Origin of the sequence: Nonomuraea sp. NPDC059023 (assembly GCF_042740095.1) — a bacterium.
Lineage (GTDB): Bacteria > Actinomycetota > Actinomycetes > Streptosporangiales > Streptosporangiaceae > Nonomuraea.
In genome coordinates, this window is record NZ_JBHYIO010000034.1 from 34,017 (window position 1) to 54,568 (window position 20,552).

Here is a 20,552-nt window from a genome sequence, read left to right on the forward strand (position 1 = left end):
GGGAACGAGCGGGGCATGTCACATCATCTGAGCGGCCCCAACCTGCGCCCGCCCGTGGGGGACGCCCGTCTCGACCTCACCGACCTGTTCGCGTTCCAGTCGCCGGACCGGCGGGAGCACACCGTGTTGATCATGGATGTGAACTCCTTCGGCTTCGACCCGTCGGCCGGTCCCCACCCGTACCCGGGCGCCGTCTACCGGATCAACGTGGACACCGACGGGGACAACCGGCCCGACGTGGCGTTCAGCTTCGTCTTCTCCGAGCCGGACGCCGAGGGCGGCCAGAAGGTCACCCTCTACCACGCCACCGGCGAGCGGGCCGGGGAGCACCACGCGAGCGGCGAGGTGGTCGTCCGCGACGCGGACGTGAGCTTCGGCCCCGACCCGATCATCGTCAGGGAGGGCTGGCTCACGCTCTCCGTGGGCCTGCGCAGCGACCCGTTCTTCGCTGACCTCGAAGGCATCGGCAACGACTTCACGTGGACCGGCAACGACACCATGGCCGGCAACAACGTGATCAGCATCGCGATGGAGATGCCCGACCGGGTGCTCGGAGACGAGCCGCTGATCGGCCTGTGGGGCCGCGTGGTCGTCGAACGGGACGGGCGGTGGGTCTCGGTGGACCGGGGCGCCCATCCGTCGCTCACGGCCTATTTCAACGCCGAGGACGCCAAGGACGCGTACAACGCCGGCGAGCCCGTGGACGACGTCCGGAAATATCGGGACACGTGGGTCAAGGTGCTGGAGCACACCGGCGGCTACACCTCAGAAGAGGCCGCCAAGGCCCTGGAGGCGGTCCTGCCCGACGTGCTGCGCTTCGACCGCTCCAAGCCCGCCCGCTACCCGAACGGCAGGCGGCTCGACGACGACGTCACCGACATCCGCCTGCAGCTGGTCAGCAACGGCAAGATCCAGGGTGACGGGATCGGGCCGCACACCGACCTGCTGCCCGGCTTCCCGTACACCGGACCGCCGCACGCCTAGCCGGCGGCGGTCAGCGTGCGCAGGGAGTGCTCCACCAGGGAGACCATGACCTCCTTGGCGGACGCCCGCCGCCGCACGTCACAGAGCAGCACCGGCACGTCCTCGTCCAGGTCCAGCGCCACGCGCACGTCCTCGACGCTGTGCCTGGAGGCGCCGTCGAAGCAGTTGACGGCGACCACGAACGGCGTGCCGCGCTGCTCGAAGTAGTCCACCGAGGGGAAGCAGTCGGTCAGCCGCCGGGTGTCGGCGATGACGACCGCGCCCAGGGCGCCGTGGGAGAGCTCGTCCCACATGAACCAGAACCGCTCCTGGCCGGGCGTGCCGAACAGGTAGACGACCAGTCCCTCCCTGATCGTGATGCGCCCGAAGTCCATGGCCACGGTCGTGGTCGTCTTGGTCTCGACCCCGTCGAGGTCGTCCACCCCGATGCCGATGTCGGACAGCACCTCCTCGGTCCGCAGCGGCTTGATCTCGCTGATCGAGCCGACCAGGGTGGTCTTGCCGACGCCGAAGCCGCCCGCGATGAGGATCTTGAGCGCTACGGGGTCGTCAGAGAGCTCGGAGTCCATTGATCACTTCCTTGAGAAGTCGCTCACTGGGCCGCGGCCCCGCCGCGTTGGGAGCGGTCACCGAGATGAGTCCGTGGTCGTGCAGGTCGCTCAGCAGCACGCGGACGACGCCGACCGGCAGGTCGAGCTCGACGGCGACGTCGGCGACCGAGATCGGCGAGCGCGCTGCCCGCAGGATGGCGAGTTGTTCGGGGCCGAGACCGCCCGGCGGATCGCCCACGGCGCTCACCATGGCGATCAGGTCGAGCGTCTCACCCGTGGCGGACCGCGTCCTGCCCCGGGTCAGAGCGTAAGGACGGACCAGCGGCCCGGCCTCGTCGTCCATCCACATCGTCATGACAGGCCCGATCGGGGGTTGGTCGTGATGTGCTGCCCGACCCGTTTGACCAGCATCGCCATCTCGTAGGCGATGTGACCGACGTCCACGTTCGCCTCGGCCATCACGGCCAGGCAGGTGCCCTGGCCGGCGGCGGTGACGAACAGGAACGCCTGCTCCATCTCCACGATGGTCTGGCGCACGTCGCCACCGTCGAAGTGGCGGCCGGTGCCGCGGGCCAGGCTGTGGAAACCCGACGCCACGGCGGCCAGATGCTCGGCGTCCTCGCGGGTCAGGCCCTTGGAGTAGCCGACCGCGAGGCCGTCGGTCGACAGGATCACGGCCTGCCTGACGGCTGCGACCCTGGTCGCCAGGTCGTCGAGGAGCCAGTTGAGCTCCCCGGTGTTCGTGATGGGCGTGCTCATGAGTCGTCCCCCTCGTTGTCTGCTTCTTCTCGGGCGCGCTGGGTTCCCCGCTGGAACGCGGAGAATAGGTCGCGTACCTCGTCGGGAGAGCGTTCAGTTGTGGGCGGCGGCGGTGGATCCGGCGGCTTGCTGAGCTGGGCGGGCAGGTTGGCCTGCCGTACCCGCCTGGGCAGGCCGTCGTTCGGCTGGCCCACCACGGCGAGCGGTTTGGGCCTCTTGCTCGAACGGCTCGGCAGCTCGATCGGCTCCTCCTCCGGCGCGGGAGGCAGCGCTTCCCGCTCGGTGACGAGCCGCTTCGGGATGAGCACGATCGCGGTGGTGCCGCTGAAGGGGGAGGCGCGCAGCGTCACCTGCAGCCCGTGGCGCTGGGCCAGCCTCGCCACGACGAACAGTCCGAGCCGGTCGCTGTCGGCCAGGTCGAACTCGGGCGGGTCGGCCAGCCGGGCGTTGATCTCGGCGTACTCCTGGGGGCTCAGGCCGAGCCCGCGGTCCTCGACCTCCAGCACGTAGCCGTTGCTGACCAGGTCGCCGCGCACCTGCACGGCGGTCTCCGGCGAGGAGTAGATGCTGGCGTTCTCGACCAGCTCGGCCACGAGGTGGGTGAGGTCGGCCGCGGCGCCGCCGTCGAGGGCGGCGCCGGGCATGGTCTCGACGTTGATCCGCGCGTAGTCCTCGACCTCGGCGATGGCGGCGCGCACGATGTCGAGCACCGGCACCGGCTTGCGCCAGGCGCGGCCGGGGGCGGCGCCCGACAGGATGATCAGGCCTTCTGCGTGCCGGCGCATGCGGGTGGTGAGGTGGTCGAGGCGGAACAGCTCATCCAGCCGGTCGGGGTCGTGCGTACGGCGCTGCATGGCGTCCAGCAGGGAGAGCTGGCGGTGCAGCAGGCCCTGCTTGCGCCGGGCGAGGTTGAGGAAGACCTGGCTGACGCCCTGGCGGACGGTCGCCTGGCCGACGGCGGCCTCCACGGCGGTGCGCTGCACCGAGCCGAACGCGCTGGCCACGTCGGTGATCTCGGCCGAGCCGCTGACCTTGAGCGGCTTGGCCTCCTTCTTGACGTCGATCTCGTCGCCGTCGCGCAGCCTTTGGACCAGGCGCGGCAGCCGTACCTCTGCCAGGTCCAGGGCGGCGGTGCGCAGGCCGGCGAGCTCGGCGGCGAGGCGGCGGCCGAAGCGCACGGAGATGAGGATGGAGGCGATGACGGCGACGAGCCCGACGCCGCCGGCGAGCGCGATGCGCACGATGATCGCGGTGGCGCCGTCGGTGGCGCGCTCGGCGATGACGCCGGTGGCGGAGGCGCCGATCTTGTCGAGCTGGTCGGCGAGCTTGGTGACCGCGGTGTTCCACTCGTCGGCGTCGGCCGGGGGCCGGCCGGTCTTGACCACGCTCAGCTCGGCGGCGCTGAAGTTCAGGAACGCCTCCCCGCCGAACACCTCCTCGTACGGCTGCCGCAGCGACACGTCGAGCCCGGCCAGCCCGCGCGCGTGCATGAACTTGCGGGAGGCCACGTACTCGGTCACGGCGGTGACCTCGGCGGGACTGAGGTCGCCGCTGATCACGGCGCCGCCGACGAGTGCCTGTTCCCTGGCGATGAGCTCGCGGGCGTTGCCCATGGACTGCAGCGAGGAGGCCTGCTGGAACAGGGCGAGGTCGGGCACGGTGACGAGGTGGTCGTAGAGGCGGAAGAGCGCGTCCAGCACCCGGTTGTACTCGTTCATGCCGCTCAGCCGGGAGCTGTTGCCGGTGTCGATGTCGCTGCGGATGGAGCCCAGCCGGGCGAGTTCGGCGTTGAGGGCGTCGAGGGTGGGCCGCATCTCCTCGGTGACGGCGTCGCCGGCTTCCACGGCGGCCTTCTGGAACCGGGTGACGGAGGTGTCGGTCCGGGCCCGCTGCTCGCCCAGGTCCTCGGTGAGCCTGCGCGTGGTGGCCGCGGCGACGGAACGCGTACGTTCCGCTTGAAGCTGGAGCCCTAGATCGGTGGAGGTCACGCCGATCGTCTGGTACAGGGTGTTGGCCCGAAGAAGGTTCTGTCCGTCACCGACGGTGAGGTTGAGGACGAACCCCCAGAGCGCGCTCAAAGACAGCAGGGGGAGCAGCAGCAATAAGAAGATCTTGAACCGAATTGACCGGTTTCGGGAGCCCATGTTCCAACCTCGGGGTCGAGGCGTATATCCACACTTTGTGTAAATACACCTCCGGAAGATCGCACAGGAGACTAGCACCTAATAAGGTTCCGGCGCAGTGGGAGGAACGTGATGATTACCGTGATAACTGGGGCCAGTGCCGGGATCGGAGCCGCCGCGGCCGGGCGGCTGTCGGCCCTCGGGCACGAGGTCGTGCTCGTGGGCCGCGACGCGGCCCGGCTCAAGGCCGTGGCCGACGGGTTGACCGGCCCCAAGGCCGAGGTCCTGACCTGCGACTTCGCCTCGCTCGACGACGTGCGGCGGCTGGCCGGGATGCTCCGCGAGCGCTACGAGCGCATCGACGTGCTGGCCAACAACGCCGGAGTGCTCAGCAAGCGGCGTCAAGTGACAGAAGACGGCCACGAGCTGATGGTTCAGGTCAACCATCTCGCGCCGTTCCTGCTGACCCATTCTCTGACCGGGCGGGTTGACAAGGTGGTCACGACGACCTCCATGGCGGCGAACACCGGCCGCCTGGACCCCGGCGACCTCAGCAGGGAGCGGCGCCGGTGGAACGCGTGGATGCAGTACGGCGACACCAAGCAGGCCAACATGCTCTTCACGCAGGCGCTGGCCGCCCGCGGGGTGCACGCGACCTGCTTCCATCCGGGCGTCATCCGCACCGGCTTCGCCGGCGACACGCTGCTGATGCGCTTCTACCTGGCGGTCCCCGGCATGGCCAAGCCGCCGGAGACGGGCGCGCGCACGCTCGTACACCTGGCCTCGTCCGCGGGCGAGCCGGGCCGCTACTACGTCAAGGAGAAGCCGGCCCGCGGCAGGGCCGACCACGACCTGGCCGAGCGGCTCTGGACGGCCAGCCTCAGCGCGCTCGGTTGCTGATCGAGCGCAGCCAGAGCAACGCGAGGGCCGAGATGAGGATCAGCCCGCCCCAGTTCAGCACCGTGTAGAGGTGGATCTGCCCGTCGGTGACGCCGGGCACCTTCCCGATGCGGATCAGCTGGAACTGCCACGGCTGCCCGGTCAGCAGCAGCGTGATCGCGATCGCCAGTCCGCTCATCGAGTCCCAGAGCGCGTGCAGAAGGGAGACGCCCAGGTACGTCAGGATCACCTTGCCGGCCAGCCTGCCGCCCGCCGAGAACAGTACGCCGCCGACGATCGCGGTCCAGAGGCCGTGGCCGACGGGCGCGAGCACGCCCCGAAGGATCTCGGTCTCCACCATCTCGACCACCGAGAGCCCCTCGCTGGTGAACATCGCGTTGAAGGCGTATCCGGCGCTCTCGAAGGCGGCGAAGCCGAAGCCGACCGTGGCGCCGAGTACGACGCCGTCCCAGACGTCGTGCCGGCGCAGGCCGCGGGTCAGCAGCATCAGGGCCGCCAGCTTGACGCCCTCCTCGATGAGGCCGACGCCGGCGTACATGACCAGCGACGGCTGGAGGTAGCTCTCCAGGATCGAGGCGCCGAGCACGCCGAGGACACCGCCGATCACGAACGCCTTGAACAGCAGCTCGACGGTCACCTCCGACGAGCGTTCGCGCGTGTACGCCCAGACCACGAACGTCACCGGCACCAGGAAGCTGCCGAGCAGCACCACGGTGGGGACGAGGTTGGAGTTCTCCGTCCAGATCGTGACCAGGACCGACGCGGCCCACAGCGCCAGCCCGATGAGGAAGATCTTCAGCCAGGGTCTCATGTGGACAGCTCCGCGACGGCTCGGTAGGCGGCGGTGACGGCGGCGTCGGCGTAGGCGGCCGGGATCGAGTCGGAGTTGGCGATCGCGATCCTGCCGTGCTGCCTGCGCGCGGTCTCGGCGGGGAAGGGGCCCTCGGGGTAGAAGGCGTTCCAGGGGCGGCAGTACTCGGGGGCGTAGCCGTGGCCCCAGCGGTTGACGGTGATCGCCTCGATGTCCTTGCCGGGGTCGAAGCCGCCGGGGCCGAGGAGTCTGGCGAGCTGGTCGCGGATCGTGTACTCGAAGAAGGAGAAGTCCGTCTTGAGCAGGTTGTGGCGGCCGGCGATCGCGCCCTCGCTCGGGCCCATCGCCGACACGCACGGCGTGGCGATCATGTGCACGTTGATCGGCTGGGAGGGGTCCTTCGGGCACTCGTAGCCGGGCATGCTGACCGGGTAGTCGAGCTCGGAGACGCACCAGTAGGCGCCGGTCCAGCGGGTGTGGTTGATGCCGACCTTCCGCCAGGCCTCCCAGTCGCGCAACTGCACCATCGCGTAGAGCAGCGGCATCTTGACCGCCTGGTGCATGGCCTGCTTCTGCGCGGGCGGCAGCGACGGGACCAGGTAGGGGATGACCATGTTCCAGCAGGCCATGACGACGGCGCCGGCGCGCACGGTCTTGATCTGGTGGCCGTCGAAGTAGCCCACGGTGGCGGTGGTCGCGGTGTCGGGGTCGCCGTCGTTGTACGCCGTCACCACGGGGCTGGACAGCCGGAAGCGCACCCGGTTCGAGGGCAGGTCGAGCTTGCCGTAGTCGAAGGAGGCGGTGGTGATGTCGTCCATGCCGGTCGCGCTGGCGAAGCCGGGGATCATCCGGCCGACCATCATCCTGACCAGGGCCTGGTTGCCCTCGGGGAAGTGGTAGATGTACGCGTCGTCGGCGTCCCATTCCTTGATCATGCTGGGGGAGTTGAACTTGGAGGGCTTGCCGGCGTCGAGCTTCAGGCCCTGGAAGCCGGGGAAGTCCCACTCCTCCGCGCTGCCCCAGGCGTCGATCGCCCCGAACGCCTGGGTGCTGTAGGCCCATTCGTCGCTGGACTGCGTGCGCAGGAACAGCTCCGCGTCCGGGTGGACCTTGCACACCTCCAGCAGGAACCGCGAGTACGTCAGGTCGGCGAGCCTGCGCTCCTTTTCGGCCTGCGGCATGCCCGGGAACCAGTCGGGCGGGTTCTTGTACAGGCGCAGCAGGTCCTTCTTCGCCTGCGCGGCCACCGGGAGCTGGGCGATCCACTCCTCGGCCTTGATCCCCGGCGTGTACTTGACCAGCCGCTCCACCGGGAAGGTCTCCCGGTCGCACATGACGCTGTCGTACATCTTGAGGTTGGTGTAGAGCTTCTGGTCGAAGTACTTCTCGAACTTCTCGACCTTGACGCCGAGCTGCTGCAGGAGCTTCTTGCCCTCGGGCGTCCAGACCGAGGGGGCCTCGATCGACTGCGAGCCGCCGTAGCCGATGAGCGGGCCCTTGCGGGCCTGCGGGGTGAACTCGTTGCGGCGCGCGTGGCCGCCGATCTCGTCGTGGTTGTCCAGGATGAGGATGCGCGCGCTGGGGTTGGCCCGCAGCCACTCGAAGGCGGCGCTGACCCCGCTGATGCCGCCGCCGACCACGACGAGGTCGTAGTTCTCGCCGGTGAACTCGGGCGTGCCGGCGTACTCCCAGAAGCGGTCGTCGCGCAGGGCGTGCGGAACGCTGAGCGCCTGCGCGGTGTTGCCCTGCAGGCCGGTGAGCGTGGGCGGGAACTTCACGTCCGCCGGAACCTGGAGCTCGGGGGTGCCGATGACGCCCGGCTCACCGGAACCCGGCCCGCACCCCGCCGCGGCGCCGAGCGCCGCCACCCCCGCGGCCATCGCCACGCCGTCGAAGAAGTCCCGGCGCGATATAGGCCGTCCCATCCCGAGCTCGTGGGCCCTGCGGGGGTTGATGTCACTCATGGGCGCGATCATCGCTACGGGCGGTAAATACCGCTCTAAGGCGCGCAGCCCCTGGAGGAACATTTTGCGGCGCCTATTACCGCGAATGCCTGATTGGAGTACCGTCCGGAATATCACCGACGGGGGGAGACCGATGGTCGGCAAGCAGGGACGGGTCACGGGGAGGATCGGCCCGGGTCTGGTCGGCGAGGTGATGGTCCAGGTTAGGGGCGGCGTGGAGGCCTTCTACGCCCATCCGAGCGTGGCCGACGAGGAATTCCCGGTCGGGACGATCGTGGTGGTGGTGGAGTACTTCCCGCCGCGCACGGTCTACGTGGCTCGCGCATTGGTCTAAGGAGACCTGATGTCCCCTGAGTTCTTCATCGCCGGCGGGGGGATCCTCGTCGCGGTCGTTGTCATCATCCTGCTGTTCAAGGCCGTCTGGCGGGTCGCGGAGCCGAACGAGGCGCTGATCATCTCGGGCCTCGGCGCCCGTCGCCGCGGCGACGCTCTCGACTCGTTAGGCTTCAAGATCATCACAGGCAAGGGTACGGCGGTGCTGCCCGGCTTCCAGACCGCCAGGCGCCTGCGCCTCGACACCAGATCCGCCAATCTCCAGGTCTCCTGCGTCACCCAGCAGGGCATCCCCGTGCACATCAGGGGCGTGGTCATCTACAAGGTCGGCGACGACCTCACCTCCATCGCCAACGCCGCCCGGCGCTTCCTCGACCAGCAGGACTTCATGACGGGCGCGATCCACGAGCTGTTCACCGGCCACCTGCGCTCGATCATCGGCGGCCTCACCGTCGAGGACCTCATCCTCAACCGCGAGCGCCTGACCAGCGAGACCAGGGCCTCGGCCGCCGACGAGATGAGCAAGCTGGGCCTGATCGTCGACTCGCTGCAGATCCAGGAGATCGACGACGAGACCGGCTACATCGCCAACCTCGGCAAGCCGCACGCCGCCAAGATCGCCGCCAGCGCCCGCATCGCCGAGGCGCAGCGCGACCAGGAGGCCACCGAGGCCGAGCAGGTCGCCGCGGCCAACAAGGCGGCGGCCTGGCGCGACGCCCAGATCAAGCAGGCCTCCTACCAGGCCGAGATCGACCGCGCCCAGGCGACCTCCCGCCAGGCGGGACCGCTGTCGGAGGCCAGCGCCCGTCAGGAGGTGGTCGTCCAGGAGACCAGGGCCGCCGAGCTGGAGGCCCAGCTGTCGGAGCAGCGCCTGCAGTCGCAGGTACGCAAGCCCGCCGACGCCAAGGCGTACGAGACGGTCACGCTCTCCCAGGCGGAACGCGACGCCCGCATCGCCCAGGCCGAGGCCGAGGCCAGGGAGACCGAGCTGCGCGCCGTGGCCCAGGCCTCCCAGGTCAAGCAGGCGGCCGCGGCGGACGCGGAGTCGGTACGGCTGCGCGGTGAGGCCGCGGGCTCGGCCACCAGGGTCGCCGGAGAGGCGGAGGCCGCGGCGGCCAAGGCGCGCGGTCTGGCCCAGGCCGAGGCGGCCAGGGCGCTGGGCCTGGCCGAGGCGGAGGCCGAGCAGGCCAAGGGCCTGGCGGAGGCGGCGGCCATCAGGGCGCGCGCCGAGGCGCTCGCCGACAACCAGGAGGCCGTCATCGCCCAGCAGCTGGCCGAGCGCTGGCCGGAGGTGGTACAGGCGGGCGCCCAGGCGTTCGGCAACGTGGACCACATGGTGGTGCTCAACGGCGCGCAGGGCGTCGAGGAGCTGCTGGCCAAGGCGCTCACGCTGGGCGGCACCGGGCTGGGGCTGGCCCGCGCCATTCTCAACGGAGCGACGCCCAATGGAACCGAAGAAAAACCACAAAAGCCCGTGAAACCGTAAAGGCGGGGCGTTCCGTCAAGGCCGGAAAACGTGTGCTCCGATTCGTCTAGCGTGATGAAAAATGCCGCTGATGCGAATTGGGGAATTCATGCATAAGGCTTTTTCCGGAATCTTTCTCATCATGGCGGTCGGCCTGGGCTGCTCCAGCGGGCAGGCCGCCAGCCCTTCCCCTTCCGCGAAGAAGCCCGTCGACGCGGCCAGGCTCGGCGCGGGGCTGCTGTCCGCGCCGAACGGCATGAGCGTCGCCTACGGCCCCGAGACCGGCGCGTACGGCTCGCTCAAGGCCACCAAGCAGGGCATGGCCGCGCTCAAGGAGGCCAAGGTGTCCGAGCCGGACTGCGCCGGGGTCGGCCAGCTCGACCCGGCCGAGCTCGGCGGCGCGCCCGCGGCCGTCGTCGCCTACTCCTCCAAGGACGGCTCCATCACCCAGGCCATCGTGGCCACCGACTCTTTCCCGGGACCGGTGCCGGCGCGGTGCGCGAAGTACCGGGCCGAGGTCGCCGGCGCCAAGGTCACCTACCGGACCGTCGCGCTCAAGATGCCCGCCCGCGGCGAGCGCTCGCACGCCTTCGTCACCACCGCGGTCAGCGACGGCAAGGCCGCCCAGATCGCCGCGATGGTGATCGCCAGGAAGGGCGTGGTCACCAGCCTGCTGGTCATCGGCACCAAGGTGAAGAAGGAGGGCCTGAACGAGCTCGCCCGCCTGGCCGACGAAAAGCTGGCCAGGATCACGGCCTGAGAACCACCTTCCCCACGGTACGGCGGGCCGCCAGGTCGGCCAGCGCCTGCCCGGCCCGCTCCAGCTCGTACTCCCCGCCGGTCAGCGGCTTCAGGCGGCCGGCGGCGGTCAGGGCGATCAGCTCGGGCAGCGGTCGCGTGGCGGTGCTCCCGGGCAGGCGGAGCTGGGCGCCGAGCCAGTAGCCGCCCACCGAGACGTTGCGCTGGGCCAGCTCGCCGGGATCGATCGGCGACGGGTCCAGGCCGCTCGACATCCCGTACGCGATCAGGCGGCCGAACGGGGCCAGCGCGCCGATCGCCGCGTCGAAGACCGGGCCGCCCACCGCGTCCAGGACCACGTCCACCGGGCCGCCGTCGTTGGCCGCGAGCACCCGGTCGGCGTAGCCGTCCGCCTCGCCGTCGATGGCCGCGTCCGCGCCGAAGCCCATGACCAGCTCGCGCTTCTCCTTCGTGGACGCCGTGCCGATCACCCGGCCGGCGCCGAACTCCTTGGCGAGCTGGACCGTCAGGTGGCCCACACCGCCTGCCGCCGCGTTCACCACGACGCTCTCGCCGGGTACCAGCCGCGCGGCCGTACGCAGGAGGTGCCAGGCGGTCAGCCCTTGCACCAGCAGGGCCAGCGCGGCGCCCGCCGCCATGTCGTCGGGGATCTCCACCGCCTCCGTCACCAGCGCCTTCGTCGCGAACGCGCTGCCGGCGAAGGCGAGCACCCGGCGGCCGTCCGGCGTGCGGCCCACCACCTCGCCGCCCGGTACGAACGGCAGCTCGGGCGGCTGGTAGCTGCCGTCCAGCCGGCCCAGGTCGGAGAAGTTCACGCCCGCCGCCTCGACGTCCACCAAGGTCTGGCCGGGGCCCGGCACCGGGTCGGGGACCTCCGTCAGGGTCAGCACCTCGGGTCCACCACGCCGTTCCGCACGCATCGCTCTCATGGCCCCGACGTTAGGAGAGGGGTGCCCGCGTAGCCAGCAGGTGGTGTTCGTGGGAGTGGCGGAATGTATGAACGTCCTTCATATGTTGTCGCCGCCGTGAACGATCTGAGCGCGGCCGAGCTCCGCGTGCTCGTCGCCGTGGACGGCGAGGGCAGCGTGTCCAGGGCAGGGGTACGGCTCGGCCTCACCCAGTCGGCGGTCTCCCACGCCCTGCGCGCGGCCGAGCGGAAGATGGGCGCGGTGCTGTTCCGGCGCGGGCGCGGCGGGGCCACGGCCACCGCGGCGGGGTCGGCGGCGGTCGGCCACGCGCGGCGCATCCTGCGGCTCATGGAGGTCATGCGGACCGACACCCACACCGCCGCCCGCGGAGAGGCCACCGGGACCATCCGGCTGGCCGCCTTCAGAAGCGCGGCCTTCCATCTGCTGCCCGGGGTGCTGGTGCGGTTCGGGCGGCGGCATCCTCGGGTGACCGTGGACGTGCGGATCGTGCCCGACCTCGGGCGGGGGATCGCGGGAGAGGTCGCCGACGGGCGCGCGGACGTGGGGGTGGTGTCGCTGCCGGTGTACGTGGACGGGCTGGTCAGCAAGGAGCTGTACGCGGAGCCGTACGTGCTGGCCTATCCGTCGGGACACCCGGACCCGCGCGCGCTGCCGATGATCGACTGGCACGAGAACTGCTCGGGCGAGACCAAGCGGTGGCTGGCGGCGCAGGCGTGGATACCGTCGGGCGACATCACGGTCGAGGACGACGGGGTGGCGATGTCGATGGTCGGGCACGGGCTGGGGACGGCCATCGTGCCCCGGTTGTCGGCCGCGGGGGCGCCGCCCAAGGTGGCCACGGAGGAGCTCGGGGAGGGGGCGCCGCTGCGTCAGGTGGGGTACGTGACCACCCGCGAGCTGGCCGGATCTTCGGTGATCAGGGATCTGCTCACCGAACTGCGCACGATCAGGCCCTGATGCCGCCGACGGTTCAGGTGGTGCGGCGCATGGAGGCGCGCAGTGCGGTGACGGTGTCGGCCAGGCCCTCCTTGGCGGCTCTTTCCAGGGCGGCGGTGAGGGTTTCCTCGTAGGTGGGGGCGGCGCCGTCCTTCCTGGCGCGGCCCTCGTCGGTGATGAGGGTGTAGACGCCCCGGCGGTCCTGGTCGCAGAAGTCGCGGCGGCTCAGGCCGCTGTTCTCCAGGCGGCCCACCAGGCGCGTTACCGAGCTCTGGTTGAGGCCCAGGAGTTCGGACAGTTCCTGCATGCGCAGGGAGCCGCCGTCGGCGGTCGACAGGTGGCACAGCGCCCGGTACTCCGACAGGCCGAGGCCGTGCTTCTGCAGGGCGGCGGCCACCTCGTGCTCGACCCTGGCGTGCAGGCGGATCACGCCCACCCACATGTCGTCGTCGTCCGTCGCCATCAGGCGCCTCCCTCCCAGCGGAACCTCATTGTACATGCACATACAGAATATGCATGTACATAGAAGATCTACACCTGGCGGGTCGGCACCACGGTGATCTCCGGGAGGCTCACGTGGATCGGGCGGCTGACCGCGAAGGCCACGACCTCCGCCAGGTCGGCGGCGGCCAGCGGGTCGATCCTCGTCTTCATGTCCTCCAGCCAGGCCGTTCCCAGCTCGGAGGCGGACAGCAGTTCGGTGACGACGACGCCGGGTTCGAGGTTGGTGACGCGGATGTTCCGGGGCGCCAGCTCGTTCCGGAAATTTCGTGACAGGTGGCTGACCGCGGCCTTTGTGGCCGCGTAGACCGCCGCGCCCGGCTCGATCCTGGCGGCCGCGATCGAGGAGATGTTCACCAGGTCGGCGGGTCCGCCCGCCGCGGCGGCGGCCTGGAGGTCGGGCAGGAACGCGCGGAAGACGTGGAGCAGCCCGGCGACGTTCACGTCGAGCTGGCGCCGCCAGTCCGCGGGCGTACCGGGTCCCGGCGTGTCGAGCAGGCCGGGGACGAGGATTCCCGCGGCGTTGACGACGAGGTCGGCCCGGCCCAGCTCCGCGGCGACACGGCTCCTGGCCGTCTCGACCTCGGCGGGGTCGCTCACGTCGGCGGCCACGGCGATGGCCCGGTCGCCGATCCGGTCGCGGAGCGCTTCGACGCGCTCCTTCCTGCGGGCCACGAGCGCGACCCTGGCGCCCCGCTCGGCGAGTTTGACGGCTACGGCGGCGCCGATGCCGGAGGAGGCGCCGGTGATGACGGCGATGCGGTTGTCCATGGCTCTCATCCTGGGAGGACGCGGATGGGGTAACCAGGACAGTGCCGAGGGTGGTACTCGCAGGGTCAGGCGCCGTTCGGCGAAATGTCCGACAATGGGGTCATGGCCAATGACCTCGGGGAGTTCCTGCGATCGCGCCGCGCCAGGGTGCGGCCCTCCGACGCCGGCCTGCCCACGTACGGCGAGCGCCGCCGGGTGGCCGGGCTGCGCAGGGAAGAGGTCGCGTTGCTCGCCGGGGTCAGCGTGCCGTACTACGTCCGGCTGGAGCAGGGGCGGGCGGGCAACGTCTCCGCCGAGGTGCTGAACGCCGTGGCCCGCGTGCTCGGCCTGGACGACACCGAACGCGCCCACCTGCACGACCTCGCCCGCCCGGCGAGCGGCAAGGCGGTGAAGGCGCCGGTGGAGCGGGTCCGTCCCACGCTCAGGCGGGTGCTCGACTCGATGCCCGACATCCCCGCCTTCGTCATGGGCCGCAGGACCGACATGCTGGCCTGTAACCGGCTGGCCTCCCTGCTGTTCTGGAACAGGCCCACTCCGCCGGACGGCCCGTTGAACTGCGCCCGCCTGGTCTTCCTCGACGAGCACACCAGGACCCTGTTCCGCGACTGGGAGCACAAGGCCCGCGAGACGGTGGCGTTCCTGCGGCTGGACGCGGGCCGCCATCCCGGCGACCGGGAACTGGCCGCGCTGGTGGGCGAGCTGTCGGTCAAGAGCGCGGACTTCCGCCGCCTGTGGGCCGAGCACGAGGTACAGGAGCGGTCTGCCGGGCGCAACATCCTGGACCACCCGCTCGCGGGCGAACTGGTACTCGACTACGACAGCCTGCGGCCGGGCGAGCAGGGCGACCAGGTTCTGGTCACCTACCTGGCCGAGCCGGGCTCGCGTACCGAGGAGGCGCTGCGGTTTCTGGCGAGCTGGCACGCGGCGGAAGCCGTAAAAGAGGTCTAAGCGGGATTTTTCCGGGCACTTGGGGGTCTCAACGACCCTCAGGAGGAACGGTGAGCCAGGCAGAGTCCGCGGCCCGCCAAGCGGCCGACAGCCCCGCCATGGTACGGCTGGCCCGCATCGGGCTCGCCTGCCGCGGCGTGCTCTATGGCCTGATCGGCGTGCTCGCCGTCCAGATCGCCCTGGGCGACGGCGAGCGTGAGGCCGACAAGAACGGCGCCATCGGCATGCTGGCCGGCCTGCCCTTCGGCGCCGTAGTCCTATGGATCATGGTCGTCGGATTCGCCGCGCTGGCGCTCTGGCAGTTGTCGGAGGTGTTCTTCGGCAGCGGGAAGGCCCTGGACCGCGCCGAGTCGGCAGGCCGGGTGGCGGTGTATGTGTTCATCGTCTTCACGCTGCTGACCGTGCTGATGTCCGGGAGCGCGAAGTCGGAGGACAAGAAGTCGCAGGACGTCACCGGCGACCTGCTCGCGCTGCCCGCCGGGGCGGTCATCGTCACCGTCATCGGGCTCGTGCTGGTCGCGCTGGGCGCGTACTGGGTGTACCAGGGTGTCAAGAAGAAGTTCCGCGAGGAGCTCGACATAGGCCGGATGCCGCCGCGCGCCCGCATGGTGATGGACCGCCTGGGCTTCGCCGGATACGTCGCCCGCGGACTGATCGCCGGCCTGGCCGGGATCTTCGTCGTCCAGGCGGCGCTCACCTTCGACCCCGACAAGGTCAGCGGCATCGACGGCACGCTCAGGGCCTTCGCCAAGACCCCGGCGGGCCCGTGGCTGCTCGTGGTGGTCGCGCTCGGGCTGCTGCTGTTCGCCGGCTACTGCTTCGGGGAGTCGCGCTGGCGCCGGACATGAGACTCGACGACTGGTTCCTCACCGAGGACGAACGCGGGAACCCCGAGACCAAGCTCGAAGCCTGGACCCGGGGCAACCTCGTCCGCCCCCTCATCCACGGCGCCACCTACTTCGCCGAACTCCGGGACCGCCTGGCCGCCCTGGGCCGCGACGACCTGCTGCTGTTCGCCGACTGGCGCGGCGACCCGGACGAGCGCCTGGCCAAGGACGGCCCGGCCATCGCGAGCGCGATGGCCGCGGCGGCGGAGAGGGGCGCGCTGGTCAGAGGCCTCATCTGGCGCTCGCACCTGGACTTCCTGCGCTTCAGCGCCGAGGAGAACCGCCACCTGGGCGAGCGCGTCGAGGCCGCCGGCGGCCAGTGCCTGCTCGACACCCGCGTACGGCACGGCGGCTCCCACCACCAGAAGTTCGTCATCCTGCGCCACGACCGCGACCCGCGGCGGGACGTGGCCTACGTCGGCGGCATCGACCTGTGTCACAGCCGCCGCGACGACGCCACCCACCGCGGTGACCCGCAGGCCGCCCCGATGCCCGGCGCGTACGGCGCCCGCCCGCCCTGGCACGACGCCCAGGCGGCGATCAGCGGCCCGGCGGTGGCCGAGGTGGAGAAGGTCTTCTGCGAGCGCTGGGAGGACCCGGCGCCGGAGACCCGCCACCCGCTCAGGCGCCTGCGCGACCGCCTGAGCAGCATGGACGACGCGCCCCCGCTGCCAGAGCCGGGCCCGCCGCCCGAGCCGGCGGGCACGCACGCGGTGCAACTGCTGCGGACCTACCCGCATCTGCGCAAGGCCCTGCCGTTCGCGCCGGAGGGCGAGCGCAGCGTGGCGCGGGCCTACCTCAAGGTCCTGGCCCGCGCCCGCTCGCTGGTCTACCTGGAGGACCAGTACCTGTGGTCCACGGAGGTCATCGAGCCGTTCGCCGAGGCGCTGGAGCGCGAACCCGGCCTTCACATGATCATCGTGGTGCCGCGCCATCCCGACCAGGACGGCTGGCTGGCCGGCCCGGCCAGCCTGATCGGCCGCGCGGAGGCGCTGGACCGGCTGACGCGCGCGGGGGACGGCCGCATCGCCATCTACGACCTGGAGAACCACGAGGGCACGCCCGTCTACGTGCACGCGAAGGTCTGCGTGGTGGACGACGTGTGGGCCACGATCGGCTCCGACAACGTCAACCTGCGCTCCTGGACGTTCGACTCCGAGCTGAGCTGCGCGGTGGTCGACGAGGAGCCCGACCCGCGCCCGCCCGCCGGCGCGCGGCGCTTCGCCCGCGACCTGCGCCTCACGCTGGCCGCCGAGCATCTGGACCGCGACGAGGACGACGTCCTCGACCTGTGCGATCCGAAGGCGGCCTTCGACGCGTTCGCCGAGTCCGCGGCGCGGCTGGACGCCTGGCACGACAACGACCGGCGCGGCCCCCGCCCGCCCGGCCGCCTGCGCCGCCATGGCCGTCCCGAGTTGGGGCGGGTGAGCAAGGCGCTGGCGATGCCCCTCTACCGTCTCGTCGTCGACCCGGACGGCCGGCCGCCGCGGCTGCGCCGTACCCAGGACTTCTGATGCCTCGTTTCGGTCTCAGGCTCACGCTCGCCGTCGTCGTCGCCCTCTGCGCGGGTGCGCTCTTCGCCGTGCTCGCGCTGCTGGTCGAGGCGGCCTTCCCGCCGCTGTGGCAGCTCGACCGCGCCACCGCGTACGGCCTGCACGCCGTCGCCACGGCCAACCCGGAGCTGACCCGGTGGATGCTGACCTGGACGGACGTGTTCGGCCCTTGGCCGTGGCGGCTGGCGGTGATCGCGGTCGCGGCGTGGCTGGCCTGGCGGGGCGCCTGCCGGCCGGCGGTCTGGGCGATGGTCACGATCACCGCGGGCGGGGTGCTCGGCCTGCTGCTGAAGATCGTCATCGGCCGGATCAGGCCGGAGCTGCCTGACCCGGTCTCGATCGCGCCCGGCGAGGCGTTCCCCTCCGGGCACGCGCTGACCGCCACGCTCGGCGCCGGAGTGCTCGTGCTGCTGCTCCTGCCCCGGCTGCGCGGGGCGGGCAAGGCGCTGGCGTGGGGGATCGCGGCGTTCCTCGCGGTGTCGGTGGCCGCCACGCGCGTGGCGCTCGGCGTGCACTGGGTCAGCGACGCGGTGGGCGGGGTGCTGCTCGGCCTGCTGGTGGTCGCCGCCACGACGGCGGCGTTCGAGGGGTGGCGCCGCGACATGGGAAGGGAGCCGGCCGAGCCGATGGTCGAAGGCGTGGAACCGGAGGTGGCGCGACGTGCGTGACGTGATCGCCCGGTTATGGCCGGCCGTCGTGTGGCTGTCGCTGATGACGGCGGCGACGTTCGCGCTGGGGGAGCTGGTCGAGCGTTCCGACTGGGCCGAGCCGGGCGTCATGGCGGACATCGCCGCCGAGCGCGTGCCGCTCCTGGATCAGGCCACCCACATCGGCAGCAGCCTGTCCGACACCCCGGTCATCGTGGTGCTCACCGCGCTGGCGGCGATTGTGTTCCGGCTGGCGCTGGGGCGCTGGCGGGAGTCGGTGTTCCTGGTCGCGGCGGTCTGGTCGCAGTCGCTGGTGTTCCTGGCGACCAGCGCGCTCGTGGCCAGGAGCCGTCCGCCGGTGGCGCACCTGGACGCCGCGCCGCCGACGAGCAGCTGGCCGTCCGGGCACGTCAGCGCCGCCGTCTGCTTCTACGGCGGCCTGGCCGTCCTGCTGGCGATCCGTCTGCACGGGCACCGGGTGCTGACCGGGCTGGTGTGGGCGATGGGCGCCGGGCTGCCGCTGATCGTGGCGGCCTCCCGGCTCTACCGGGGCATGCACTACGTCACCGACGTGGTGTGGGGGCTGGTGCTCGGGGTGTTCTGCCTGGCCGTGATGATCCGCCAGGTGCTCAGATGAGCACGTGCGGGCCTGGGTGACCGACGAAGGAGAACTGGGCGTTGCGGGTCAGCTTGATGTGGTCGGCCTGCCAGGTGTGCATGCTGGCGTCCGCGCTGCGCCAGTAGACGAAGTTGAAGCGGTCGGCCGAGTAGATCTTGACGCCGTCCTCCTTCAGGCGGCGGACCAGGTGGGTGTCCTCGCCGCGGGTGATGTCGGCGAAGGGGTAGGCGCGGAACATCTCGGCCTTGCCGAGGAACGTGCCGCCCTGGACCAGGAAGGAGTAGCGGTGCTCCAGGCCGGGCAGGCGGAGCATCGTGGTGTTGGAGCCCTCGAAGTAGCTGTAGTGCGCGCCCTTGCCGACGAGCTGGGCGTCGGTGTAGTCGAAGGCGCGGGCCAGGTCGGACAGGTAGTGCTCGCCGTACAGGTTGTCGTCGTCCATCTTGGCGATCAGCTCGCCCTCGGCGGCCGCGATGCCGAGGTTCATGCACGCGCCGAGCGACAGTTCCGCTGCGGCCGGCAGCACGGTCACGTCGCTGATGCCCGCCATGCGCGCCTTGTCGGCCACGACGACCGGGTCGATGTCGAGGCCGTGCAGCACCATCACGAGCTGCAGCGGGCGGTGGATCTGCTTGGCCACCGAGGAGATCGCGTGCTCGATCTGAGAGGCGCGGTTGGTGGGCAGCACGACCGAGATCGAGCGCTCACCGGCGCTGACCGGGCGGCCCAGCAGCCGCAGGATCTGGTCGACGCGATGGGAGAACAGGTGCTTGTCGAACACCTCGCGCATGGCCAGGTGGCCCATGCGGGCGCGCAGCTCGGGGCTGTTGACGAGGTGGAGCACCTGGTTGTAGGACTCGATCGGCTCGCGGGCGATCGGGATCAGCTCGCCGAACGTCTCCTCGATCGCGCGCGACCAGCCGGTGACGACGGGCGTGGAGCAGGCCGACAGCTCGAAGACGCGGCGCGCGCACATGGTCGGGGAGTCGAGCACGGAGTTGACGTTGAGGAAGACCTTGTACATGCGGTACGCGGCCAGCATCTGGTCGTAGGGGAGTTCGCCGACGATGTGCGGGCGGTACTTCTCCGGCCAGGCGTACTTCTCGTCGACCTCGCCGTTGCGGGCGAAGATGTGCAGGCCCAGCTCGCGTACCGGGTCGAGGACGGTCTCCATCTGCTCGCGGCGCTCGGGGTGCTTGTCGCGGAAGTACATGCCGGCGAAGACCACGTCGTGCAGGCGGCCCTGCTTCTGCTGGATCGGGTTGTGCACGCGGGGCTGGGCGGCGAACTGCAGCACGTCCACCCGGTCGTGTCCCAATGTTTCCCGATATTTCGGCAGCATGTCACCGTCGCAGGTGAACACGTAGTCGAACAGCTTGGCCGTGTCGATGAAGAAGTCGAAGTTCGGCGGGTCCTCCTTGTTCCAGAAGACCGTGGGGATGCCCTCCTGCCTGCACCAGGCCACCAGATCGCGCAGCGGGTCCTTGGGCGCGTTGGTGCCGGTCATCTGGTAGCGCCAGCGGCCCTGGTTGCCGTGCCAGGCCGACTCGCAGAACAGCAGGTCGGGCCGCTTCTCGGCGAAGATCTCCGGCCAGTCCTTGAGCCCGAACTCGATCTGGTCCCACTCGTAGCGGAAGGCCATCCGGGAGAAGTCGTCCAGGATCACGGCCACGCGCAGGTCGGGGCGGTTCACCGGCCCCGCCGGCCACTTGATCGCGGGCACGTCGACCAGCGGCGGGCGCTTGCCCGCCTGCTCGATGATCTCGGTCACCGCCTGCTCGGGCGCCTTGGGCGCCTTGTCGTGCGAGCGGACGGCCTTGATGATCTGCCCCGGGCTCTTGGCGCCGAGGGCCTCACCCAGCTTGAACGTCCGCTTGGCCTGCGTGGCCTCCAGCTTCCATCCGGCGTAGGCGGCCTTGGCCTCGGCGATCTCCAGCCGTCGCCGCAGCTCCCTGATGTCGGCCTCGTAGCGCTCGACGAGCTTGCGCTCCTCCGGGAGCCAGTTGACGGGACCGAGCCGCTGGTAGGTCGGCTCTTCTGGGGTTTCGGCCATGGTGCTCGCCTATCGCTTCGCGGGGGTCAGTCGATGGTACGGCTGCGCCGTACCCCTTGTCC

At 70.8% G+C, this 20,552-nt stretch carries 21 protein-coding genes; 11 read left to right on the forward strand and 10 right to left on the reverse strand.

Going from position 1 to position 20,552, the window contains the following annotated elements:
- The first annotated feature begins 15 nt into the window (after positions 1–15).
- Positions 16–984: a DUF4331 family protein gene (locus tag ACFWYW_RS42480; RefSeq protein WP_379611175.1), complete on the forward strand. Its 969-nt coding sequence runs from the start codon at positions 16–18 to the stop codon at positions 982–984.
- On the opposite strand, the gene ACFWYW_RS42485 is transcribed toward ACFWYW_RS42480, so the two are convergent.
- The 4 genes from ACFWYW_RS42485 to ACFWYW_RS42500 are packed head-to-tail and all read right to left on the reverse strand — an operon-like array spanning position 981 to position 4,396.
- Complete coding sequence (locus ACFWYW_RS42485) at positions 981–1,553, reverse strand: ATP/GTP-binding protein (RefSeq protein ID WP_379611176.1); 573 nt, start codon at positions 1,551–1,553, stop codon at positions 981–983. The two genes, ACFWYW_RS42480 and ACFWYW_RS42485, sit on opposite strands and share 4 nt — an antisense overlap.
- On the reverse strand, positions 1,534–1,890 hold the full coding sequence (locus ACFWYW_RS42490; RefSeq protein WP_379611177.1) for a DUF742 domain-containing protein: 357 nt from the start codon (positions 1,888–1,890) through the stop codon (positions 1,534–1,536). The genes ACFWYW_RS42485 and ACFWYW_RS42490 overlap by 20 nt, the downstream gene beginning before the upstream one ends.
- Positions 1,887–2,294, reverse strand: a complete 408-nt coding sequence (locus ACFWYW_RS42495; protein WP_379611178.1) for a roadblock/LC7 domain-containing protein — start codon at positions 2,292–2,294, stop codon at positions 1,887–1,889. The genes ACFWYW_RS42490 and ACFWYW_RS42495 overlap by 4 nt, the downstream gene beginning before the upstream one ends.
- On the reverse strand, positions 2,291–4,396 hold the full coding sequence (locus tag ACFWYW_RS42500; protein ID WP_379631592.1) for a nitrate- and nitrite sensing domain-containing protein: 2,106 nt from the start codon (positions 4,394–4,396) through the stop codon (positions 2,291–2,293). Before ACFWYW_RS42500 ends, ACFWYW_RS42495 begins: the two co-directional genes overlap by 4 nt.
- Positions 4,397–4,549: 153 nt before the next feature.
- Here ACFWYW_RS42500 and ACFWYW_RS42505 point away from each other — a divergent pair, with 153 nt between their 5' ends.
- On the forward strand, positions 4,550–5,317 hold the full coding sequence (locus ACFWYW_RS42505; RefSeq protein WP_379611180.1) for an SDR family NAD(P)-dependent oxidoreductase: 768 nt from the start codon (positions 4,550–4,552) through the stop codon (positions 5,315–5,317).
- On the opposite strand, the gene ACFWYW_RS42510 is transcribed toward ACFWYW_RS42505, so the two are convergent.
- Together ACFWYW_RS42510 and ACFWYW_RS42515 are read right to left on the reverse strand one after the other, a co-directional pair.
- Positions 5,298–6,128 carry a PrsW family intramembrane metalloprotease gene (locus tag ACFWYW_RS42510; protein ID WP_379611181.1) on the reverse strand — a complete coding sequence of 277 codons (831 nt, stop codon included), beginning with the start codon at positions 6,126–6,128 and terminating at the stop codon, positions 5,298–5,300. The two genes, ACFWYW_RS42505 and ACFWYW_RS42510, sit on opposite strands and share 20 nt — an antisense overlap.
- Positions 6,125–8,092: an NAD(P)-binding protein gene (locus tag ACFWYW_RS42515; RefSeq protein ID WP_379611182.1), complete on the reverse strand. Its 1,968-nt coding sequence runs from the start codon at positions 8,090–8,092 to the stop codon at positions 6,125–6,127. Before ACFWYW_RS42515 ends, ACFWYW_RS42510 begins: the two co-directional genes overlap by 4 nt.
- Positions 8,093–8,225: 133 nt before the next feature.
- Between ACFWYW_RS42515 and ACFWYW_RS42520 the strand changes: the two genes are divergently transcribed.
- From ACFWYW_RS42520 to ACFWYW_RS42530, 3 genes are all read left to right on the forward strand, one after another.
- Positions 8,226–8,426 carry a hypothetical protein gene (locus ACFWYW_RS42520; RefSeq protein WP_379611183.1) on the forward strand — a complete coding sequence of 67 codons (201 nt, stop codon included), beginning with the start codon at positions 8,226–8,228 and terminating at the stop codon, positions 8,424–8,426.
- A gap of 9 nt (positions 8,427–8,435) precedes the next feature.
- A complete protein-coding gene (locus ACFWYW_RS42525; RefSeq protein WP_379611184.1) occupies positions 8,436–9,911 on the forward strand; it encodes an SPFH domain-containing protein in 1,476 nt (491 codons plus the stop codon).
- A gap of 121 nt (positions 9,912–10,032) precedes the next feature.
- On the forward strand, positions 10,033–10,650 hold the full coding sequence (locus ACFWYW_RS42530) for a hypothetical protein (protein WP_379611185.1): 618 nt from the start codon (positions 10,033–10,035) through the stop codon (positions 10,648–10,650).
- Here the strand turns inward: ACFWYW_RS42530 and ACFWYW_RS42535 are convergent.
- Complete coding sequence (locus ACFWYW_RS42535; RefSeq protein ID WP_379611186.1) at positions 10,640–11,578, reverse strand: zinc-binding alcohol dehydrogenase family protein; 939 nt, start codon at positions 11,576–11,578, stop codon at positions 10,640–10,642. The two genes, ACFWYW_RS42530 and ACFWYW_RS42535, sit on opposite strands and share 11 nt — an antisense overlap.
- Before the next feature lie 96 nt (positions 11,579–11,674).
- On the opposite strand from ACFWYW_RS42535, the gene ACFWYW_RS42540 reads away from it, so the two are divergent.
- Positions 11,675–12,535, forward strand: coding sequence for a LysR family transcriptional regulator (locus tag ACFWYW_RS42540; protein WP_379611187.1), 861 nt, complete (start codon positions 11,675–11,677; stop codon positions 12,533–12,535).
- 13 nt (positions 12,536–12,548) lie between these two features.
- Here ACFWYW_RS42540 and ACFWYW_RS42545 read toward each other — a convergent pair whose 3' ends face one another.
- Positions 12,549–12,977 (reverse strand): MarR family winged helix-turn-helix transcriptional regulator, encoded by a 429-nt coding sequence (locus ACFWYW_RS42545; protein ID WP_379611188.1) that lies wholly within the window; start codon positions 12,975–12,977, stop codon positions 12,549–12,551.
- Positions 12,978–13,045: 68 nt separating this feature from the next.
- Positions 13,046–13,786, reverse strand: a complete 741-nt coding sequence (locus tag ACFWYW_RS42550) for an SDR family oxidoreductase (protein WP_379611189.1) — start codon at positions 13,784–13,786, stop codon at positions 13,046–13,048.
- 102 nt (positions 13,787–13,888) lie between these two features.
- On the opposite strand from ACFWYW_RS42550, the gene ACFWYW_RS42555 reads away from it, so the two are divergent.
- Genes ACFWYW_RS42555 through ACFWYW_RS42575 form a run of 5 tightly spaced genes read left to right on the forward strand, consistent with a single transcriptional unit; the run spans position 13,889 to position 18,458 of the window.
- Complete coding sequence (locus ACFWYW_RS42555) at positions 13,889–14,734, forward strand: helix-turn-helix transcriptional regulator (protein ID WP_379611190.1); 846 nt, start codon at positions 13,889–13,891, stop codon at positions 14,732–14,734.
- 50 nt (positions 14,735–14,784) lie between these two features.
- Positions 14,785–15,582 carry a DUF1206 domain-containing protein gene (locus ACFWYW_RS42560; RefSeq protein WP_379611191.1) on the forward strand — a complete coding sequence of 266 codons (798 nt, stop codon included), beginning with the start codon at positions 14,785–14,787 and terminating at the stop codon, positions 15,580–15,582.
- The gene (locus tag ACFWYW_RS42565) at positions 15,579–17,135 is read left to right on the forward strand and encodes a phospholipase D family protein (protein WP_379611192.1); all 1,557 of its coding nucleotides are present in this window, start codon (positions 15,579–15,581) and stop codon (positions 17,133–17,135) included. Before ACFWYW_RS42560 ends, ACFWYW_RS42565 begins: the two co-directional genes overlap by 4 nt.
- Positions 17,135–17,842, forward strand: coding sequence for a phosphatase PAP2 family protein (locus ACFWYW_RS42570; protein WP_379611193.1), 708 nt, complete (start codon positions 17,135–17,137; stop codon positions 17,840–17,842). The genes ACFWYW_RS42565 and ACFWYW_RS42570 overlap by 1 nt, the downstream gene beginning before the upstream one ends.
- Positions 17,835–18,458, forward strand: a complete 624-nt coding sequence (locus tag ACFWYW_RS42575) for a phosphatase PAP2 family protein (RefSeq protein WP_379611194.1) — start codon at positions 17,835–17,837, stop codon at positions 18,456–18,458. The genes ACFWYW_RS42570 and ACFWYW_RS42575 overlap by 8 nt, the downstream gene beginning before the upstream one ends.
- On the opposite strand, the gene ACFWYW_RS42580 is transcribed toward ACFWYW_RS42575, so the two are convergent.
- Complete coding sequence (locus ACFWYW_RS42580) at positions 18,451–20,490, reverse strand: glycosyltransferase (RefSeq protein ID WP_379611195.1); 2,040 nt, start codon at positions 20,488–20,490, stop codon at positions 18,451–18,453. The two genes, ACFWYW_RS42575 and ACFWYW_RS42580, sit on opposite strands and share 8 nt — an antisense overlap.
- Positions 20,491–20,552: the final 62 nt, after the last annotated feature.

Excerpts from the sequence above, each read along its gene's own strand:
- ACFWYW_RS42480 (WP_379611175.1), top strand. The coding sequence starts at position 16 with ATGTCACATCATCTGAGCGGCCCCAACCTGCGCCCGCCCGTGGGGGAC.
- ACFWYW_RS42485 (WP_379611176.1), bottom strand. The coding sequence starts at position 1,553 with ATGGACTCCGAGCTCTCTGACGACCCCGTAGCGCTCAAGATCCTCATC.
- ACFWYW_RS42490 (WP_379611177.1), bottom strand. The coding sequence starts at position 1,890 with ATGACGATGTGGATGGACGACGAGGCCGGGCCGCTGGTCCGTCCTTAC.
- ACFWYW_RS42495 (WP_379611178.1), bottom strand. The coding sequence starts at position 2,294 with ATGAGCACGCCCATCACGAACACCGGGGAGCTCAACTGGCTCCTCGAC.
- ACFWYW_RS42505 (WP_379611180.1), top strand. The coding sequence starts at position 4,550 with ATGATTACCGTGATAACTGGGGCCAGTGCCGGGATCGGAGCCGCCGCG.
- ACFWYW_RS42510 (WP_379611181.1), bottom strand. The coding sequence starts at position 6,128 with ATGAGACCCTGGCTGAAGATCTTCCTCATCGGGCTGGCGCTGTGGGCC.
- ACFWYW_RS42515 (WP_379611182.1), bottom strand. The coding sequence starts at position 8,092 with ATGAGTGACATCAACCCCCGCAGGGCCCACGAGCTCGGGATGGGACGG.
- ACFWYW_RS42520 (WP_379611183.1), top strand. The coding sequence starts at position 8,226 with ATGGTCGGCAAGCAGGGACGGGTCACGGGGAGGATCGGCCCGGGTCTG.
- ACFWYW_RS42525 (WP_379611184.1), top strand. The coding sequence starts at position 8,436 with ATGTCCCCTGAGTTCTTCATCGCCGGCGGGGGGATCCTCGTCGCGGTC.
- ACFWYW_RS42530 (WP_379611185.1), top strand. The coding sequence starts at position 10,033 with ATGGCGGTCGGCCTGGGCTGCTCCAGCGGGCAGGCCGCCAGCCCTTCC.
- ACFWYW_RS42535 (WP_379611186.1), bottom strand. The coding sequence starts at position 11,578 with ATGAGAGCGATGCGTGCGGAACGGCGTGGTGGACCCGAGGTGCTGACC.
- ACFWYW_RS42545 (WP_379611188.1), bottom strand. The coding sequence starts at position 12,977 with ATGGCGACGGACGACGACGACATGTGGGTGGGCGTGATCCGCCTGCAC.
- ACFWYW_RS42550 (WP_379611189.1), bottom strand. The coding sequence starts at position 13,786 with ATGGACAACCGCATCGCCGTCATCACCGGCGCCTCCTCCGGCATCGGC.
- ACFWYW_RS42555 (WP_379611190.1), top strand. The coding sequence starts at position 13,889 with ATGGCCAATGACCTCGGGGAGTTCCTGCGATCGCGCCGCGCCAGGGTG.
- ACFWYW_RS42565 (WP_379611192.1), top strand. The coding sequence starts at position 15,579 with ATGAGACTCGACGACTGGTTCCTCACCGAGGACGAACGCGGGAACCCC.
- ACFWYW_RS42570 (WP_379611193.1), top strand. The coding sequence starts at position 17,135 with ATGCCTCGTTTCGGTCTCAGGCTCACGCTCGCCGTCGTCGTCGCCCTC.
- ACFWYW_RS42580 (WP_379611195.1), bottom strand. The coding sequence starts at position 20,490 with ATGGCCGAAACCCCAGAAGAGCCGACCTACCAGCGGCTCGGTCCCGTC.